The sequence below is a fragment of the Pseudomonas sp. RIT411 genome (assembly GCF_003057735.2).
Taxonomy (GTDB): domain Bacteria; phylum Pseudomonadota; class Gammaproteobacteria; order Pseudomonadales; family Pseudomonadaceae; genus Chryseomonas; species Chryseomonas oryzihabitans.
In genome coordinates this window covers 441160-458795 of sequence record NZ_QBIZ02000002.1, presented here as the reverse complement: position 1 = coordinate 458795, position 17636 = coordinate 441160, and the positions used below count along the sequence as shown (strand labels likewise).

The window sequence follows — 17636 nt, the reverse complement described above, 5'->3', positions numbered from 1 at the left end:
TGGCAAGCTAGTACCCCAGGCTCTGAGCCAATGAAATCATTGGATTTAAGGTTTTCGTGTACGCCGCCGTAACCTTTTCCGGATATACCAGCTCGGCGGTGCTGAGACCAAGGCCAACGCTGTAATCTTCAGCCATGACTGTCCACTGTTTTGACGACAGCAGGCGTTGAGCCACTTGAAGAGCCTGGATTTGGACGTTGATAAACGCCTCCACTTGCTCTGGGGTGGGCAGGGTCCTTCCGATGCTGCGGTTAGTCGCTGACTTGGCCGGGATCAGATTCCAGTACTGATCGTGACAGATGAACGACCAAGGCAGGAAGTGGTCCAGATCAAAGGTATCGGGCTGAACTGGATCATTGGCGTAAATGCACGTCAGAGGCAGCTCGGCAAGAAGCTGCTTCCAGACTTTGCGCTGCTTCGTGAGCGACGCCCGTTCGTACGGCGGCGCAATTTTGTCGATAATGGCCGGCGAATTTGGATTGCTCCGCTGCAGGTAGGCTGCCCAATGGTTGAACGCCCAGCCTTTAATGATCGAGAAATTCACCGTCAGGTACTCCATCCAACGCGGGTGGATCTCGATGCGAGCGCCGCCGTTGACGAAGCGATAGAGGGGTGGTTTGTCTGACGTAAACGTAGATTCCGCCAGTTCGCGTATTCGTCTGTCTTTCTTTTGATCAGGAAGGCAGCGCAACGCGTCCGCAAAAAAGGGCGTCAGTAGGCGCTGGGGGACGTACCGTTGGAGGGTCGCCGCGCCAATACGATCGAACTGGCCGGCAAGGGCGTCGCACAGGGCTTGCTGCGCCTCCGATGACGTCACCGCGCGCTCAGACAGATCAAAGTCCAGCTGATCCAGCACCGCACCAACTTGATCCTGCGCCCCAAAGGAAAGTTTGAAGAACCGATGGGGATACCAGCCGAAGCTCAGCAAGCCGGCGGTGATCTCGTCCAACGCAAAGGTTCTGTCGTCATCGAACCGGCGCAACCGGTTTTCGATCAGCTGCAACAGGCCGATAAAGAACAGCAGCTTGTAGGATGCAGTCGTCTTATCGAAGATTGCCGATAGCGCACCTACGTTCAGCGAGGCAGCCGAGGGAGGGATCGCGCTCATGGCCAATACTTCGCTTTGTCCGGAACAACCCAACGTCCCCCGCCTCTTGGGTCCTCGACATCGCCGTTGTACCTGGGAATGACGTGAATGTGCACGTGCGGGACCTTCTGTCCTGCAGCCGCCCCTTCATTGATCCCCACCTTGTAGCCATAGGGAGGATAGAATTGGCCGATAAGGTCCTTAGCCTGATTGATCAAACTGAGCAGATGCCTTTGTTGTTCGGCCGGCACGTCAAACAGGGTTGGGTAATGGCATCGTGGGGTTATTAGTAGATGACTGGGAGAAACCGGGTAACCGTCCGCAAAAATGTTGGCAATGTCGTCGCTGTAGATCAAACGCTCCTGGGGCAGATTGCAAAAAGGGCAATTTTCCTGGTGAGACGCAGCGTGATTGTGGCTGGTTGGGTCTGCCATGATGATTGGATCTTCTTTTTAGTCAACGTCATTCGCACGTCACCAACAAGCCTCACTGCACTCTGCAGTTTTGGAGTCAGAGGCGTCCCTGCCTCCGTACCAACCCCGGAACTTAGGCGCCCAGCGCCGTAATATCATCAATAATTGTGTGCTCGGCCTGCTCATCGAGAATCAGGCTAATGATGGCATTTTGTGCATTCAGCCCCGGGTCGATGATCGTACTTTTGATGATATCCAAACCACCGCAGGCGTATTCCTCGAAAAGCTTGATCTTGGCGTCAAACTTATCGCCCTCAGACTCCAGGTAACCGGAATCCTTATGCTCGAACAGAGCCAGCACGTTCATAAAAGCTTCGTCGTACTCCCCCCGAAACACCGACAAGGGTATGGGCTCGCTGGACTTATCGAACTCCACCGACTTTTTCCTCGAAAAGCCTAGAGCGGCGGCAAATACCATGGCGTCCTTAAAGGAGACGAAGACACCCTTGTCCTTGAGATAGGTTAGGGTCTCGGTATGTTTTGCCGGTTTCCGGACGCGATCAACCATAGAACCCTTCCTCCAACTTTGTGTACTCGAACTTCTCATCCCTGCTTGGGTCAGGCTTATGGTATTTCAGCGTGTATTGCTTACCCAGGCGTTTGGACAACTCGCTCTCAACCTCACCGCGCCACTGAGATTTCGACACCATGACGATGACTTGATCAGCCAAGGCTGGAATGAAGGTTGCCACTTTTTGGCGATACTCGGGATCCAAAGCTCCAAACGGAGAGTCCATCACGATCGGAAAAATTCCGCCTTTCTGAAATACACTCGGTTTACTGGCCCATTCTTTGGCGGTGTTGACGATACTGCTGATGAAACAAAGGCTGGTAATTTGGTTTTCACCGGTGGATTTCTCCAAAACCGGTTGCTTGCCGTGCCCTTCGATATTTTTGAAGATTTTTAGGGTGAAGCCATCATCGATCTCCGCCCAGTAGTCCTTCCTCATGATTTTCCGGAAGGTGTCATCGACCTTTTTCGACAAATCTGAGCGGACCTTATGGGCCATCGCTTCGTGCAATTCGCCAATGGTGTCAGCTACTTCCTTGGCCAGCTGCTTTCGACGCTGACTCAAGTCTGCCTGATTGGTATTGGCCAGCTCTTTCTCAATTTCCTTATCTTTGTCTTTGAGCTGGTCTTCCCAGGCAGATTTTTGATGCTCGCCGATGAGACAGTTGTCGTATAATTGCTTGCTCCTCGTCTTTAATTCCATCCGCCGCGCCTCCAACTTGGCGGAATCTTCTACCCCCTTAATCTCTTCACCCAGCTCATCAATTTTTCCCAGCAGATCCAGTCGTCGGTTGCCCAGGTCAGCTAATCTATTCATCAACTCATTGATGTTGGCGAATAACGCTTTTCGCGCTGCCTGCAAATGGGACATGTCACCAAACAGCGTCATAAATTGTTCTTCAACGCCATTGTCCTTGATAGTGGTTTTGTACGACTTCAGGGTAGTCACACACTCACTACCGGGCTCCAGCGGTTGGCCACAGATGCACTTACCCAGCTCGATCAAATCATCGATAAAAGTAGCTTTTACCTTGCTGGGCATCTCACCCCGAATCCGCATTTCATCAAGATACTGTTTCACCTCCATCAGCTCCGTATCAATAAACGCCAGGAAGCCTCGTTCCGTGACGTTTTTGTTGAGCACGAATGAGGCGTCATCTTTATCTTTTTTGATTTGCTCAAGCTGATTCTCGAGTTCCTCTCGACGCTTTTGCTTTTCAGCAATCGCCTCGATCGAATGCAACCGTTTATCGATATTTTCAATCTCTAGATCAATTTCGCTCAGAGTCTTTTTCCAGCCGCTGATCTCTTCCTCTTTTTTCTGGACTTTATCTGTCAACCTCGATTGCTCATCCAAAAGCGCCGTCATATTGCCAGAGGAACTATCTTTGGCTTCTTTGTTGAAATGTCGGACAACCGAATTCTTTAACTGCTTCTCGGCACGATCCAGAATATTCAAACCCATTAGGGCTTTAATAGCCTCTCTGACCTGAGTGGATGCGCTGTTGTAGGCTAGCTTTTCGATGCGCTCTCCGTTAAAAAAGAAATAGCTGTGCATGTCTTCCGGCAAGATTTGATTTAGCTGACTCCCCGGGTTCGAGGAGCGCCTGGACAGGCCTGCAGAATCAATCAAGGTGAGTGATGGCACAGAGGGACCCAAAGACTCTACATGCAAGCCCTCGCCCTTGGCAAACTTTTGCTCCCGGTGCGCGGTGTAGGTGGCGCCGTCATCATCAAACTCCAAGGTCACCGACATGACGATCGTGCTGTGCTGGGGCGCTTCGGCGATGGCCTTTTCGCTGAGGATATTTTCGTTATTGGTATCAAAGTCGGTGGCTCCGTAGAGCACCCATTTAAAGGCATTCAACAGGGACGTTTTACCAGCACCGTTTTCTCCGTGAATTACGGTGACGCTCGCTTGATCATCGGTGGAAAAACTGATCGAGACTTCGCCATAGAACTGCCGAAAGTTCCTGATAGTTAATTTTTTCAATTTCATGCTTTGACTTCATCCTTAATAACCTGAATGATGCGCTCGCAGAAATCTCGCTCCATTTCCGCCGTAAGAACTCTATAATGCTTGCCTTCCTGGTGAATTTTCAAGACTTTATTGATGACCGATTGAGCTTCTGGGGAAGCCGACTTGATGACCTCAGCGGGAGTCTTCATATTAAGCACCTAACAGTTTCAGTTTCTTTCTTATTTCTCGTAAGGTCGAGAGGGTGTGTCCGTAATTTTCGGAAATCTCGGCAAACTCGACGATTCGCTCAAGTTCACGCTCAACCATATTTTTTTCGATATTGAACGTTTCTTCGTCCTCGCCCAGTTTGTCCAGGGGCGGGATAGCGATAAAGTCGTAGATGGCGGCAAAGCCCTTACCGTCGTACTGACGCAGTACCCGTCCACGTCGTTGAATGAACTGACGCGGGTTGGTCGAGGAGGCCACGATGTAAGCGGTTTTCGTTTGCGGGATGTCGACCCCCTCATCGAGGCACTTAATGGCGACAATGGCGTCAATGTCGCCGGCCTTAAAGCTGCCCAAAATCTCGGCGCGCTGTTCTTTGCTCTCTTCGGCCGTGAACTTAGCCACGCGCCATTGGCAGTCTCTCCCGGCAATCTGAACAATCCGGTCGATATCCCGTTCGCCGTCGTTGATGGCCTCGCTGGAATAGATCAGGGTGTGTTGTCGGTCCTGACTGTCGTTCAGCAGCTGTTTCAGTTTGCGTTTTTTGTCCGCACTGCTGCCGGTGAGCTTGGCGCGTTTGATGAGTTCGAGCTTTAGGCTGGTGGAAAAATCGTCTTTGTCCCCCATAGCCATGAGCCGGGCAATTCTTTTGCTCAACCGGATGTATTCGTCCAGCTCCTCCGGATCCAACTCACAGACGATCGGGTAATAGTTGTACTTGCACAGAAAGCCGGCGTCGATGGCGTCTTTGATGTCAAACTCAATTACAGGCTCGCCGAAGTAGTCAAAGATAGCCTTGGTGCCAAAGGGGTCGTTGTGGCGGATGGGCGTGGCCGACAACCCAATTCTGAATCGCGCCTTTTGGGGAAGCTTCTGGGCAATGTTCTCAGCGCCCATGTTATGCACTTCGTCCGACACCAACAGGAAGTTGGTGCGGACGCCATCTAGGAACGACTGGAACTGGCTGTTCTTGAAGGTGTCATTGACCGCAATGGCCACCAGATGGTCACGGTCCACGGACAACAACTGATTGTAGGCAGACTGCAGCGCACCCAACCATTTGTCTTTGCCCCCGTAGCATTTGATCGCGTCGTAGCCAAAGAACGCCGCTTCGTCCGCCCATTGCTCCGCTAAATGCACGTAGGGGACGGTGATGACGATGATGAGCTTGGCTTGCTGAGTGCGGAAGTAGTCCAACAGCCTAGTGGCCGCGGTCAGGGCGGTGATGGTTTTGCCGGCCCCGGTGGCCATGCAGAACAGCCCTTGCCCATTCTGAGCAAACCAGGCTTTGATGGCTTTTTCTTGGTACCCTCGGATCTGCCCTTCGTCATCTTGAATGGCTTGGGGGATGGCCGGGCGGCCAGATGGCAAGCTGTAGGGGCGAGAGCCAGTTGTGGCATAGGCTTTGATTCTATCCAGCGTCTTTGATGTGGGCGTAAAGGTCAGGAGATTAGGGTCTTTGCCTTGCCAGATGCTCTCAAATTCGTGCTTCTTCTTTTCGCACCGCTGGCGACCTTCCTCGCTGGTCCACGACCGATAGATGTCAATAGTTTCCCAATTGGAAGAGGCTCTGGCGGTCAGATTGTACGAGCCGCTGAAGGCTATATCGTTTCCCGCCTCGTCCGTGAAAATGCCATTTTTCGCATGGTATATCCCACTCAGCTTATTGGTAGGCACCGCCACTTTCAGCTCAACAATACCATCGCGGATCAGCCAAGCCAGCGCTAGACGGGCATCCTCTTTGAGCGCCGAGAACACCTGAGCCACCTCTTCCTCAAAAATCCGCTTGGCCTGAAACTCCTTATCCGCCACGGCTTTCGAATTCACGATGGAGTCTAGGTCCTTTTCCTGCAACTCGTGGCCGACGACCCAACGAGCCTTACCCCGAGATCGGGCGAACTGCGAGATACCCTGAGCGGTGTCCGCAATCCAGCCGGAGGTAAAATACCCTACCCCCACGTCGTAGGTGACGGCACTCTTTAGCACCGGGTCGAAGAAGATCGCGCTGGGGTCTTCGGAAGAGGTGTTGATCGACAGCGGGAGATCGATTTCTTCAAACATACAGATCGAACTCCTTTATCAACGCATCCAGAACGCCCGTATCAACAGACTTTTCCTCCGTATGGTTACGGTAATCCAGTTGGCATAACCTGGTTGGCTCGCCGGTAACATAATAGCGTTCAATCTCCGTATCCGTTCCATCAAAGCGCACATAATCCCGCTCTAAGGTGATGTTCGGGTCCTTCCAAACGACCGAGAGAATGGTACCGAGTGCATACTCTATCCCCGTTGATCGAACACGATTAAAGACCGACGACAACGCAACAGATTCTTTGTAGGCAGCCATTCGGATTGCGATTTGAAGACGGCGGATGTCAACGGGGTCTTTGAACACTCGGTACGCCACATCCCAGCGGCGCTTTTCCGCCGTCAGGTAGACCTCATCACACGCCACCAAGCTGTTTCGGACCGAGCCATTGGTTAGCTCACCTCGGGAGGGACGGAGCAACTCCATGACCTCGGAGATCGAAACCGGTCCGTGGGTTTCGACCAGTTCTGCGATTTCGGTTTCCAGCGGTAAATAATCTCCATAGCTGGGCAGGCCGACCATAAACCCTCGCCCAATTCGGTATCGTCCGTCGTCCTGAAGAATGCCATGCACCAGATAAAAGTTAAAACGAGGTTCTTTCTGTCTGAACTCTGGCCTGATGCGGGAAATGTGTTCGAATATAATTCTCGAACTCACGTAACGACCTTCGCAGAAGATAAACTTGTAAGCTTCGTTTTTGATGTGGTCGATATCGTTAGAATTTAGCTTTAAATCGGCATATAAGGCAAACGTACCTGGGCCGATAATTAATCCATCCGGCAATCGATTCAGGGTTGACCTCAGGGCATGCTCTGTAACCTCTTCCTTGAAAATCGTTTTGTAAAGTCGTGTGGCTTCGCTGGTGTGGAGGGGTTTTCCCGCGGCCGTCAGCACAATTCGGGCACGCTCCGATGCGGAGATAGTGATGATATCAATGTCACCCTCCGCACTCATGGAAAACTTCTTCTGGTGACGGAAAATAAAGTACTCCAACACCGGACGATTCACACCGTCGAGCTCTTTAATCAGAGCTTTACTATCCCCGCCGGGGTAGCGATAAATAAACTTTTCAATGTCGCCGAATAATTGGTCTTGACGCGACGTAAAATCCTTACTGATGATATAATCGCCGTCCCGTGCCAACCACGCATCCCGGCTGGCCGGGACAACTAAGTTTAAGGCCACTTCCAGCTTATGCCTTGAAACACCGTACAAGCGATGTATAACCTCAACGGATAACACCCCTTTTGAGGCTTTGACATATTTTTCGAGGTTTTCGGAGAGATGGAACAGGCCAATGCGATTACTCTTCACGTATTTCGTTAGCGCCTTAGACTCGATTTGCCGGATTCGCTCTCGGGTCACGCCAAAGCGCCGCCCCAGCTCCTCAAGTGTCTGGCCTTCTCGCTCTATTCTCGCCAGCAAAACTTTTGCCTCTCGGTATTCCAAGCCCGACAAGTCATTTGCGAAAAACTCATCGTGGCGGAAGACCTGACTCTTCTTGCTCAATAGGAATCTGTAAAAATCCGAAAGCAATGCAGCAAGCCTCGGTGCGAGCTTAGCGTCGGTGATTATTTTCTCAGACAGCTCATAGATGTCATAACTGATTGAGGTTAACAGTTGATGTAGCGAGGATTTGCGGTAGACTGGGTCCAGTTTATTTCGCAGCGTTCCTTCCTGCTTTGATAGGCCGGGTGCTTTGTTGATGATGTCCGTAACAGTGATGTTGGCATAGCCTTCACTTTCGAGCAGCAACACGAACTCCGAGCTCAAGTCACTCGACTCATACTGAAGCGGTAGACTCTGTAGCTCCGTTTCTGTGAAAGCAAATTCGCTCACAGGTCTGTTTACCAAGGCCTTCAACAGGTCGAGAAATTCGACCACGGATTTCTGACCAAGGCCGGGTAAATTTTGAAGCTCACTCTTCAAAGTGCAAATACTCTTACCATCTAAATCCCCCAAGGTCTCTGATCCGAACTCTTTTTTTTCGATAGCTCTAGTGAGCGCATTATGCAATCGCACGCTGCATTGACAAGCTCGGAGAAAAGTGATGAGACTGAAGCTCTTGTAGGAGGCGGGGATAGTTAAAGGAAGAATCTGTTGAGGTGAAGCAGAAACGTGTGAGTTACCAGTTATATTGGCTTTGACATACTCATCGAGTATGCTTATTAATTCACTAGCGCCTTTTTTTTCGAGGTTAGGAACTATAAAGAGGCGCTGAATATTGTCACCTTTATTCTGAATGTATTCAGAAAAACTCTCAAAAGGCAGCCCCCCCTCGGAGGCGGCTTGCAACACGGCATGGTGCAGCCTGGCACTAACCGGCTCACGCTCTAAGATTTCTAGAATTTTTAGGTCGAGATTATCTTTCATTCCGTGGCAACTTTTGTAGTGGTAAACTGATCCCGGGCACCGATTTAAGATTTTCTTCCTCTATTTTCAGCGCAATTCAGTTATTTAAGGCATGCGGCCACTCTGTGTTGCAATATCTCCATTTTATAGCTGATATTGGCGCGCAGCTTGTCGGCGGTTGCCCAAAGGATTTTCTTCATATCCTCGATGCCGCTGGCGGGTTGTACCTTGGCCGCCTTGCCCTTGGTGACGCTGGCTGCGGTGTCGGCCAGGTAGGCGGCACTTACCTGTTCAACTGCTGCCGACTCAAAACGCTCACGCGCCTTGTTGAGCATCTGCTCAGCAAGGCCGCTGGCAACCGGTTGCGCCCAAAGGAAAGGGCCACCCAGGCCGCGCCCTTTGTACAGCACACCCTGGCCGATCAGCCCACCGCGCGCCGCACAAAAGGCTTCTTCGCGCAGCTGCGGAAAATGCTCTTTAACGCGCCCCAGCAGCGACTGATTGCCAATGTTCGAACAATCAACCGGCACCAAGACCGGCAGGGCCTGCTCCAACTCATTCATGCACAACACTCCGCAGCCGCCCGTTACAGTGCAGGCCAGCCCAATTCAAACTGGGGTGGCAATTAAGACGTGGTCAGAGGGTGGCGCGGCGGTATGCGGCGGTTACCGCAGCACATTCAGAGGGCCATCCCTGGTTTAACGCAAGTTGCCATTTTGCCATGCCTGTCACCATATCCACTGACGAATCGCGGGTAAAGCCAGACGCGCCCTTGATTCATCGGTCAGCTCCTGAGCTCAACACCAGCGTGTTTCTCATACCGGCGGATTTTGGTGGCCGACATGAAAGCTCGGGGGTCAAGAACGGCGACGGGCGACTCGTGGTGCTCAACAAGTCGGTCATCGAGGGCAGCGCGGGCTTGATCCGGTCTGGGTATTTCCTTACAGACAATCCAATCGAAACGGCAAGGCCACTCCGGTTCACCGGATGAACGACTCGGCATGGAAGAAGGCCAGGGTCAGAGCTGCGAAGAAATTCCAGGAGCGCTTCATGCGCCCAGCTCCAGCTGGGTTTGCTTCGATCCGCGTTCACGATCTGAAGCACACCTTCGGTCGAAGACTTCGGGCAGCGAGTGTGACGGAGGACGAAAGGAAGGCTCTGCTGGGCCACAAGAACGGCAGCATCACCAGTCACTATTCGGCCGCCGAGTTGGGCAAATTGATCGATGAAGCCAACAGGATTTCGGCCACCGACTCGCGCGGGCCGGCCCTGACAATTTTGAGGAGGATGGCAGGATGAAAAAAGTCCCGCAAAAGTCCCTGACACAAAAAAGCCTGGTCATTACTGACCAGGCTCTAATGTAGGGATTTGTTGGTCGGGACGGAGTGATTCGAACACTCGACCCCTTGCACCCCATGCAAGTGCGCTACCAGGCTGCGCTACGCCCCGACTGTGTTCCTCTAGGGAACGGCGTGCATCTTACTGCAACACTTTGATTAATGGAAGCTTTTTTTCACTTCTTCAGTACGACGAGGACTTCTTCGAGTTCGCTGATCATCTGGCGGATGAGCTGGTGGTACTGCGAACCCTCGTCGCGGGTCTCGTCGCCCTGGGTGAGACGCTGGCGCGCCCCGCCGATGGTGAAGCCTTCGTTGTACAGCAGCGAGCGGATCTGGCGGATCATCAGCACGTCATGGCGCTGGTAGTAGCGCCGGTTGCCGCGGCGCTTCACCGGGTTCAGCTGGGGAAATTCCTGTTCCCAGTAGCGCAGCACGTGCGGTTTGACCAGGCAGAGATCGCTCACCTCACCGATGGTGAAGTAGCGCTTGCCCGGTATGACCGGCAGCTCGTCGTTATGACTTGGTTCCAGCATAGGCCTCGACCCTGGCTTTCAGTTTCTGCCCGGGGCGGAAGGTCACCACACGGCGCGCCGTGATGGGTATCTCCTCCCCTGTCTTGGGATTGCGTCCGGGGCGCTGGCGCTTGTCGCGCAGGTCGAAGTTGCCGAAACCGGACAACTTGACCTGCTCGTTGCTTTCGAGCGCATGACGAATTTCTTCGAAGAACAGTTCGACCAATTCCTTGGCTTCACGTTTGTTCAGACCGAGCTCTTCAAACAGACGTTCGGCCATCTCAGCTTTCGTCAGGGCCCCCATGCGCTATTTCCTTAAGGTGGCGTTGAACCTTCTTTCCAGAGAAACGAGGATTTTCTGCGTCGTTTCGTTGACTTCTTCATCGGTTAATGTGCGCGATGGATGTTGCAAGGTCAAGCCGATGGCGACGCTTTTTCTATGTGGATCAATGCCTTTGCCTTGGTAGACGTCGAACAGACGCAGCTCCTTGAGACCTTCTCCGGCGTTTTCACGGATGTCGGCCAGGAGGTCGCCTGCGGCTACGGTTTCGTCCACCACCAGCGCCAGGTCACGCCGCACTTCCGGGAAGCGCGACAGCTCGCCAAAGCGCGGCAGGCTGCCGGTGGTCAGGGCATCCAGCACCAGCTCGAAGAGGAACACCGGACGATCCACGTCCAGTTCGCGCGCCACTTCCGGATGCAGGGCGCCCAGGTAGCCGACTGGCTGCCCTGCCCTTTCGATCAACGCGGTCTGCCCCGGGTGCAAGGCCGGATGCTCGCCTGCGACGAAGCGGAAGTCAGAACCCGCACCGGACTGGGCCAGCAGCGCCTCGACATCGGCCTTGACGTCGAAGAAGTCCACCGCCTCACGCCCGGACGACCAGCTCTCTGGCAGACGCGAGCCGCAGACCGCACCAGCCAGTACGTTTTCCTGTACCAGGCCTTCCAGCTGACCGACGAATCTCAGCCCCGACTCGAACAGCCGGACGCGGTCCTGCTGACGGTTGAGGTTGTATTGCACGGCCTTGACCAGACCCGGCCACAGCGACGAGCGCATGGCAGCCATGTCGGTGGAGATGGGATTGGCCAGCATCACCGGCTGCGCCTCAGGGGCGAACAGACGGAAGGTCTTTTCGTCGATGAAGCTGTAGGTGATGGCTTCCTGGTAACCGCGAGCCACCAGCAGGCGACGCAGCTGGCTCAGCTCGCCCTTACTCTCGGGCAGGGGCTGCGGCGCTAGACGGGCCTGGGGGAAACGGATCGGCAGCTGGTTGTAGCCATAGAGGCGCGCCAGTTCTTCGATCAGGTCCACTTCGATGCTGATGTCGAAACGGTGGCTGGGTACTCCCACCTGCCAACGACCGGCTTCCAGGCGGGCCACGGCCAGCCCCAGGCCGCTGAGCAGACGCTCGACCTGGGCATCGTCCAGGGTCAGACCCAGGACGCGCTCGATGCGCTCGGCGCGCAGCAGGATCGGCTCGACCTGCGGCAGGTGCTCGGCGCTGACCGCCTCGATCACCGGACCCGGCTCACCGCCGACGATGTCCAGCAGCAGGCGGGTCGCGCGCTCCATGGCCTTGCGCGCCAGCTCGAAGTCCACGCCCCGCTCGAAGCGGTGGGAGGAATCTGTATGCAGGCCATAGGACCGCGCCTTGCCGGCCACGGCGATGGTGTCGAAGAAGGCGCTTTCCAGGAACAGATCACGGGTACCGGCCGCGACACCGCTGTGCTCGCCACCCATGACGCCGGCGATGGCCAGGGCACGTTCGTGGTCGGCGATCACCAGGGTATCGTTGCGCAGTTGGATGTCCTGGCCATCCAGCAGCACCAGGCGTTCGCCGGCATCGGCCAGGCGCACGCGGATGCCGCCCTTGATCTGGTCCAGATCGAAGGCATGCATGGGCTGACCCAGTTCGAGCATCACGTAGTTGGTGACGTCGACGGCGGCGTCGATGCTGCGCACGCCACTGCGGCGCAGACGCTCGACCATCCAGTCCGGGGTCGGGCGGGACAGGTCGACGTTCTTCACTACGCGACCCAGGTAGCGCGGGCAGGCCTGGGGAGCCAGCACCTCGACCGGACGGGTTTCCTGGTGCGTAGCCGCTACGGCCTCGACCTGCAGCGGCTCGACCGCGGCGTTGTACAGGGCACCCACTTCCCGCGCCAGACCGGCGATGGACAGACAGTCGCCGCGGTTCGGGGTCAGGTCGACGTCGATGATGGCGTCGTCCAGCTGCAGGTAGCTGCGGATGCTCTCGCCCACCGGCGCGCCGGCCGGCAGCTCCAGCAGGCCGCTGTTGTCGTCGCTGATCTGCAGTTCGCTGGCCGAGCAGAGCATGCCGTGGGATTCCACGCCGCGCAGCTTGGCCTTCTTGATGGTGAAGTCGCCGGGCAGCGTGGCGCCGACGGTGGCGAAGGGGACCTTGAGGCCCGCGCGCACATTGGGCGCGCCGCAGACCACCTGGAAGGATTCCTGACCGTTGCTGACCTGGCAGACGTTGAGCTTGTCGGCATCGGGATGGCGCTCGACGGAGACCACCTCGCCGACGATGACGCCCTGGAAGTGCCCGGCCGCCGCTTCGACGCCGTCCACTTCCAGGCCGGCCATGGACAGCCGGGCAACCAGATCCTCGTGCGTAGCCGCAGGGTTCACCCAGCTACGCAGCCATTGTTCACTGAATTTCATAGGACTCCCGTCTGGCAGCTAGCGGAATTGCGCCAGGAAGCGCAGATCGTTGTCGAAGAAGAGGCGCAGGTCATTGACCCCGTAGCGCAGCATGGCCAGGCGCTCGGCGCCCATGCCGAAGGCGAAGCCCTGGCACTTCTCCGGATCGATGCCGGCCATGCGCAGGACGTTGGGATGAACCATGCCGCAACCCAGTACCTCGAGCCAGCGCGAAGCCGGTTCGCCGTCCCGGCTCGGGCGGCGGATATCCACCTCGGCCGACGGCTCGGTGAAGGGGAAGTAGGAGGGACGGAAGCGGACTTCCAGCTCTTCCTCGAAGAACTCGCGCAGGAAGGTCACCAGGGTGCTCTTGAGGTCGGCGAAGCTGACTTCCTCGTCGATCACCAGGCCTTCGACCTGATGGAACATGGGCGAGTGGGTCTGATCGCTGTCGCAGCGATAAACCCGACCCGGGCAGATGATGCGGATCGGCGGCTGCTGGCTCTCCATGGTGCGGATCTGCACCGGCGAGGTGTGGGTGCGCAGCAGCATGTTGGCGTTGAAGTAGAAGGTATCGTGCATCGCCCGCGCCGGGTGGTGGCCGGGGATGTTGAGCGCTTCGAAGTTATGGTAGTCGTCTTCGATCTCGGGACCGGTGGCGACGCCATAGCCGATGTTGGCGAACAGGCGCTCGATACGCTCCAGGGTGCGGGTGACCGGGTGCAGGCCACCGGAGGCCTGACCACGTCCGGGCAGGGTCACGTCGATGCGTTCCGCGGCGAGGCGAGCGGCCAGGGCGGCCTGCTCCAGCGTCGCCTTGCGGCTGTTGATTGCGTCCTGGACACGTTCCTTGGCGGCGTTGATCAGCGCGCCAGCCTGGGGACGCTCCTCCGCGGTGAGGTGGCCCAGGGTCTTCATGATCTGGGTCAGCTCACCCTTCTTGCCCAGGTAATTGACCCGGAGCTGTTCCAGGGCATTGGTGTCTTCGGTGTGCCGCACGGCCTCCAGTGCTTGGGAGACCAGCGCATCCAGGTTTTCCATCTAGGGACTCCAGATACAAAATAGGGGAAGAGCTATGAGGCTCTTCCCCTATTGATAACGTTGCTTCGCGCCAGAGGCGCGAGATTGCCGGGGGGCTTAAGCCAGCGAAGCTTTAGCTTTCTCGACAATCGCAGCAAACGCCGCTTTTTCGTTCACGGCCAGATCGGCCAGTACCTTGCGGTCGATCTCGATGGCCGCTTTCTTCAAGCCGGCGATCAGACGGCTGTAGGACAGACCGTTGATACGAGCACCAGCGTTGATACGAGCGATCCACAGAGCGCGGAACTGACGCTTCTTCTGACGGCGGTCACGGTAGGCGTATTGGCCTGCCTTGATTACCGCTTGCTTAGCGACGCGGAAGACGCGCGAACGGGCACCGTAGTAGCCTTTGGCGAGCTTCAGGATTTTCTTGTGACGGCGACGAGCGATGACGCCACGCTTAACACGAGCCATGAGTAACTTCCTCTAGATTCTTGACCAGGATTAACGAAGGCGCAGCATGCGCTCGACCTTTTGGACGTCGGATGCATGCATCAGCGACGTACCGCGCAGCTGACGCTTACGCTTGGTGGTCATCTTGGTCAGAATGTGGCTCTTGAAAGCATGCTTGTGCTTGATGCCACCAGCAGTTTTCACGAAGCGCTTTGCAGCGCCGCTTTTGGTTTTCATCTTTGGCATGTTCGGATACTCCGCATTGAGTGATTACGCATAACAGCAAGGCCTGCCAGTGCCCTGGTAGTTACTTTTTCTTCTTGGGGGCGATGACCATGATGAGTTGGCGTCCTTCCATCTTAGGATGCTGCTCAACGGCGCCATGTTCGGCGAGGTCAGCTTCGACCCGCTTCAACAGCTCCATGCCCAGCTCCTGGTGGGCCATCTCCCGACCACGGAATCTCAACGAGACCTTGGCCTTGTCCCCCTCGGTTAGGAAACGTACCAGGTTGCGTAGTTTTACCTGGTAATCCCCTTCTTCCGTCCCTGGACGAAACTTGATTTCTTTGACCTGAGCCTGCTTCTGGTTCTTCTTCGCCGCCGCGACTTGCTTCTTCTTCTCGAAGACGTGCTTGCCGTAGTCCATGATCCGGCAGACCGGGGGTACGGCGTCGGCGGTGATTTCCACCAGATCCAGCTTGGCGTCTTCAGCAGCCTGCAGGGCCTCCTGGATGGAGACGATGCCTACTTGCTGACCATCGGCGCCAATAAGGCGAACTTCCCGGGCGGTGATATTTTCGTTGATCGGTGCCCGGGGGGCGGCTCGCTTGTCTTGTCTCATGTCACGCTGCTTGATAGTGATTACTCCGAATCTTGCCGGCCACGCCGGGAAACCGCTTGCGTGAGCAGCTCGCGGAAACGCTCGATGGGCATGGAGCCCAGATCAACGCCTTCACGGGTACGCACGGCAACGGATCGTGTCTCAACCTCCCGGTCTCCAATAACCAGGAGATAGGGAACCTTGAGCAAAGTATGCTCGCGGATTTTAAAGCCGATCTTCTCGTTTCTCAAGTCGGCTTTGGCCCGGAAGCCCTCAGCGTTCAATTCGCCGACGACCTGCTGGGCAAAATCGGCCTGCTTGTCGGTGATATTGAGCACCACCGCCTGGGTCGGGGCGAGCCAGGCCGGGAACAGACCGGCATAGTGCTCGATGAGCATGCCGATGAAGCGCTCGAAGGAGCCGAGGATGGCGCGGTGCAGCATTACCGGACGCTGACGGCTGTTGTCCTCGGAGATGTAGCTGGCGTCGAGGCGCTCCGGCAGGTTCGGATCGTACTGCAGGGTACCGCACTGCCAGTTACGACCCAGGCAGTCCTTGAGGGTGAACTCGATCTTCGGCCCGTAGAAGGCGCCCTCGCCCGGCTGGTATTCCCACTCCAGACCCGAGGCATCCAGCGCATCGGCCAGAGCCTTCTCGGCGCGATCCCAAAGCTCTTCGGAGCCGACGCGCTTGGCCGGGCGCGTGGAGAGCTTCATGATCACGTCGGTGAAACCGAAGTCGGCATAGACCTGCAGGGTCAGCTTGATGAAATCGGCCGCTTCCTTCTCCACCTGCTCTTCGGTACAGAAGATATGGGCGTCGTCCTGGGTGAAGCCACGCACGCGCATGATGCCGTGCAGGGCGCCGGACGGCTCGTTGCGGTGGCAGGCACCGAATTCGGCCAGGCGCAGCGGCAGGTCGCGGTAGGACTTCAGCCCCTGGTTGAACACCTGCACGTGGCAGGGGCAGTTCATGGGCTTGACCGCGAAGTCGCGGTTTTCCGAGGCCGTGGTGAACATGTTCTCGGCGTAGTTGGACCAGTGCCCCGAACGTTCCCAGAGGATGCGATCAACCACCTGGGGCGTCTTGATCTCCTGGTAGCCGTGCTCGCGCTGGACCTTGCGCATGTACTGCTCGAGCACCTGGTAGACGGTCCAGCCGTTGGCGTGCCAGAACACCATGCCGGGCGCTTCTTCCTGCAGGTGGAAGAGATCGAGCTGCTTGCCGATGCGGCGGTGGTCGCGCTTCTCGGCTTCCTCGATGCGCTGGATATAGGCCGCCAGCTGCTTCTTGTCCGCCCAGGCGGTGCCATAGATGCGCTGCAGCTGCTCGTTCTTCGCGTCGCCACGCCAGTAGGCACCGGACAGCTTGGTCAGCTTGAACGCCTTGAGGAAACGGGTGTTGGGCACGTGCGGGCCCCGGCACATGTCGACGTATTCCTCGTGGTAGTACAAGCCCATGGCCTGCTCCTCGGGCATGTCGTCGATCAGGCGCAGCTTGTACTCCTCACCCCGGGCCTTGAACACCTCGATGACCTCGGCACGCGGCGTCATCTTCTTGATGACGTCGTAGTCCTTGTCGATCAGCTCGCGCATCCGCGTCTCGATGGCCGAGAGGTCATCCAGGGTAAAGGGACGCTCGAAGGAGATGTCGTAGTAGAAGCCTTCGTCGATCACCGGACCAATGACCATCTTGGCGGTCGGGAACAGCTGCTTGACCGCATGACCCACCAGGTGGGCGCAGGAGTGGCGGATGATCTCCAGGCCGTCCTCGTCCTTGGCGGTGATGATCTGCAGGTTGGCATCCCGCTCGATGAGATCGCTGGCATCGCGCAGCTGGCCATCGACGCGACCGGCAATGGTGGCCTTGGCGAGACCGGCACCAATGGACTGGGCGACTTCGGCTACGGTGACGGGCTTGTCGAATGGACGTTGGCTACCGTCGGGGAGAGTAATGACAGGCATGGCGCCTCCTCAACTCAGTGGTGACCCATACCAAGGGCCACATGGTGGGATTGGCCAGTAAGCAGCCGCACCGCTGGAAATCCCGCCGCACAGTGGCAGGGCCGCAAGGCATTCCGGGCGACGCGAAAGGATCACTGGAAAGTTTGGGACGGAAATCCTTTCAGA

General features: G+C 56.4%; 15 protein-coding genes, 1 tRNA gene and 2 pseudogenes. 1 reads left to right on the top strand and 17 read right to left on the bottom strand.

The window, feature by feature from the left end; all coding sequences use genetic code 11:
* Positions 1-7: 7 nt before the first annotated feature.
* From DBY63_RS04845 to DBY63_RS04810, 8 genes and pseudogenes are all read right to left on the bottom strand, one after another.
* Positions 8-1108: an HNH endonuclease domain-containing protein gene (locus tag DBY63_RS04845; RefSeq protein ID WP_108581386.1), complete on the bottom strand. Its 1101-nt coding sequence runs from the start codon at positions 1106-1108 to the stop codon at positions 8-10.
* Positions 1105-1521, bottom strand: coding sequence for an HIT family protein (locus DBY63_RS04840; protein ID WP_108581385.1), 417 nt, complete (start codon positions 1519-1521; stop codon positions 1105-1107). The genes DBY63_RS04845 and DBY63_RS04840 overlap by 4 nt, the downstream gene beginning before the upstream one ends.
* A gap of 112 nt (positions 1522-1633) precedes the next feature.
* On the bottom strand, positions 1634-2068 hold the full coding sequence (locus DBY63_RS04835; RefSeq protein WP_108581384.1) for a DNA phosphorothioation-associated protein 4: 435 nt from the start codon (positions 2066-2068) through the stop codon (positions 1634-1636).
* The gene (locus DBY63_RS04830; protein ID WP_108581383.1) at positions 2061-4070 is read right to left on the bottom strand and encodes an AAA family ATPase; all 2010 of its coding nucleotides are present in this window, start codon (positions 4068-4070) and stop codon (positions 2061-2063) included. Before DBY63_RS04830 ends, DBY63_RS04835 begins: the two co-directional genes overlap by 8 nt.
* On the bottom strand, positions 4067-4240 hold the full coding sequence (locus DBY63_RS04825; RefSeq protein ID WP_108581382.1) for a DUF1737 domain-containing protein: 174 nt from the start codon (positions 4238-4240) through the stop codon (positions 4067-4069). The genes DBY63_RS04830 and DBY63_RS04825 overlap by 4 nt, the downstream gene beginning before the upstream one ends.
* 1 nt (position 4241) lies before the next feature.
* Positions 4242-6317, bottom strand: coding sequence for a DEAD/DEAH box helicase family protein (locus DBY63_RS04820; RefSeq protein WP_108581381.1), 2076 nt, complete (start codon positions 6315-6317; stop codon positions 4242-4244).
* Between the two features lie 1345 nt (positions 6318-7662).
* Positions 7663-7809: pseudogene (locus DBY63_RS25150) on the bottom strand (sigma factor-like helix-turn-helix DNA-binding protein); the annotation flags it as partial.
* A gap of 989 nt (positions 7810-8798) precedes the next feature.
* Positions 8799-9260 (bottom strand): hypothetical protein, encoded by a 462-nt coding sequence (locus DBY63_RS04810; RefSeq protein WP_108581379.1) that lies wholly within the window; start codon positions 9258-9260, stop codon positions 8799-8801.
* A gap of 227 nt (positions 9261-9487) precedes the next feature.
* Between DBY63_RS04810 and DBY63_RS04805 the strand changes: the two are divergent.
* Positions 9488-9996: pseudogene (locus DBY63_RS04805) on the top strand (tyrosine-type recombinase/integrase); the annotation flags it as partial.
* 73 nt (positions 9997-10069) lie between these two features.
* Here the strand turns inward: DBY63_RS04805 and DBY63_RS04800 are convergent.
* The 9 genes from DBY63_RS04800 to thrS form a co-directional block, all read right to left on the bottom strand.
* Positions 10070-10146, bottom strand: a tRNA-Pro gene (locus tag DBY63_RS04800).
* A gap of 64 nt (positions 10147-10210) precedes the next feature.
* Positions 10211-10570, bottom strand: coding sequence for a MerR family transcriptional regulator (locus DBY63_RS04795; RefSeq protein ID WP_007159195.1), 360 nt, complete (start codon positions 10568-10570; stop codon positions 10211-10213).
* Positions 10551-10853, bottom strand: a complete 303-nt coding sequence (gene ihfA, locus DBY63_RS04790) for an integration host factor subunit alpha (RefSeq protein ID WP_007159196.1) — start codon at positions 10851-10853, stop codon at positions 10551-10553. The genes DBY63_RS04795 and ihfA overlap by 20 nt, the downstream gene beginning before the upstream one ends.
* 3 nt (positions 10854-10856) lie before the next feature.
* The gene (pheT, locus tag DBY63_RS04785; protein ID WP_108581378.1) at positions 10857-13235 is read right to left on the bottom strand and encodes a phenylalanine--tRNA ligase subunit beta; all 2379 of its coding nucleotides are present in this window, start codon (positions 13233-13235) and stop codon (positions 10857-10859) included.
* Positions 13236-13253: 18 nt separating this feature from the next.
* Entirely contained in the window at positions 13254-14255 is a 1002-nt protein-coding gene (gene pheS / locus DBY63_RS04780) for a phenylalanine--tRNA ligase subunit alpha (protein WP_108581377.1), read from the bottom strand.
* Between the two features lie 96 nt (positions 14256-14351).
* Complete coding sequence (gene rplT, locus DBY63_RS04775) at positions 14352-14708, bottom strand: 50S ribosomal protein L20 (RefSeq protein ID WP_007159199.1); 357 nt, start codon at positions 14706-14708, stop codon at positions 14352-14354.
* Between the two features lie 30 nt (positions 14709-14738).
* The gene (gene rpmI, locus DBY63_RS04770; protein ID WP_007159200.1) at positions 14739-14933 is read right to left on the bottom strand and encodes a 50S ribosomal protein L35; all 195 of its coding nucleotides are present in this window, start codon (positions 14931-14933) and stop codon (positions 14739-14741) included.
* A 61-nt stretch (positions 14934-14994) separates the two neighbouring features.
* Positions 14995-15528, bottom strand: a complete 534-nt coding sequence (gene infC, locus DBY63_RS04765) for a translation initiation factor IF-3 (protein ID WP_007159201.1) — start codon at positions 15526-15528, stop codon at positions 14995-14997.
* 20 nt (positions 15529-15548) lie between these two features.
* Entirely contained in the window at positions 15549-17471 is a 1923-nt protein-coding gene (thrS, locus tag DBY63_RS04760) for a threonine--tRNA ligase (RefSeq protein ID WP_108581376.1), read from the bottom strand.
* Positions 17472-17636: the final 165 nt, after the last annotated feature.

Excerpts from the sequence above, each read along its gene's own strand:
- DBY63_RS04845 (WP_108581386.1), bottom strand. The coding sequence starts at position 1,108 with ATGAGCGCGATCCCTCCCTCGGCTGCCTCGCTGAACGTAGGTGCGCTA.
- DBY63_RS04840 (WP_108581385.1), bottom strand. The coding sequence starts at position 1,521 with ATGGCAGACCCAACCAGCCACAATCACGCTGCGTCTCACCAGGAAAAT.
- DBY63_RS04835 (WP_108581384.1), bottom strand. The coding sequence starts at position 2,068 with ATGGTTGATCGCGTCCGGAAACCGGCAAAACATACCGAGACCCTAACC.
- DBY63_RS04830 (WP_108581383.1), bottom strand. The coding sequence starts at position 4,070 with ATGAAATTGAAAAAATTAACTATCAGGAACTTTCGGCAGTTCTATGGC.
- DBY63_RS04825 (WP_108581382.1), bottom strand. The coding sequence starts at position 4,240 with ATGAAGACTCCCGCTGAGGTCATCAAGTCGGCTTCCCCAGAAGCTCAA.
- DBY63_RS04820 (WP_108581381.1), bottom strand. The coding sequence starts at position 6,317 with ATGTTTGAAGAAATCGATCTCCCGCTGTCGATCAACACCTCTTCCGAA.
- DBY63_RS04810 (WP_108581379.1), bottom strand. The coding sequence starts at position 9,260 with ATGAATGAGTTGGAGCAGGCCCTGCCGGTCTTGGTGCCGGTTGATTGT.
- DBY63_RS04795 (WP_007159195.1), bottom strand. The coding sequence starts at position 10,570 with ATGCTGGAACCAAGTCATAACGACGAGCTGCCGGTCATACCGGGCAAG.
- ihfA (WP_007159196.1), bottom strand. The coding sequence starts at position 10,853 with ATGGGGGCCCTGACGAAAGCTGAGATGGCCGAACGTCTGTTTGAAGAG.
- pheT (WP_108581378.1), bottom strand. The coding sequence starts at position 13,235 with ATGAAATTCAGTGAACAATGGCTGCGTAGCTGGGTGAACCCTGCGGCT.
- pheS (WP_108581377.1), bottom strand. The coding sequence starts at position 14,255 with ATGGAAAACCTGGATGCGCTGGTCTCCCAAGCACTGGAGGCCGTGCGG.
- rplT (WP_007159199.1), bottom strand. The coding sequence starts at position 14,708 with ATGGCTCGTGTTAAGCGTGGCGTCATCGCTCGTCGCCGTCACAAGAAA.
- rpmI (WP_007159200.1), bottom strand. The coding sequence starts at position 14,933 with ATGCCAAAGATGAAAACCAAAAGCGGCGCTGCAAAGCGCTTCGTGAAA.
- infC (WP_007159201.1), bottom strand. The coding sequence starts at position 15,528 with ATGAGACAAGACAAGCGAGCCGCCCCCCGGGCACCGATCAACGAAAAT.
- thrS (WP_108581376.1), bottom strand. The coding sequence starts at position 17,471 with ATGCCTGTCATTACTCTCCCCGACGGTAGCCAACGTCCATTCGACAAG.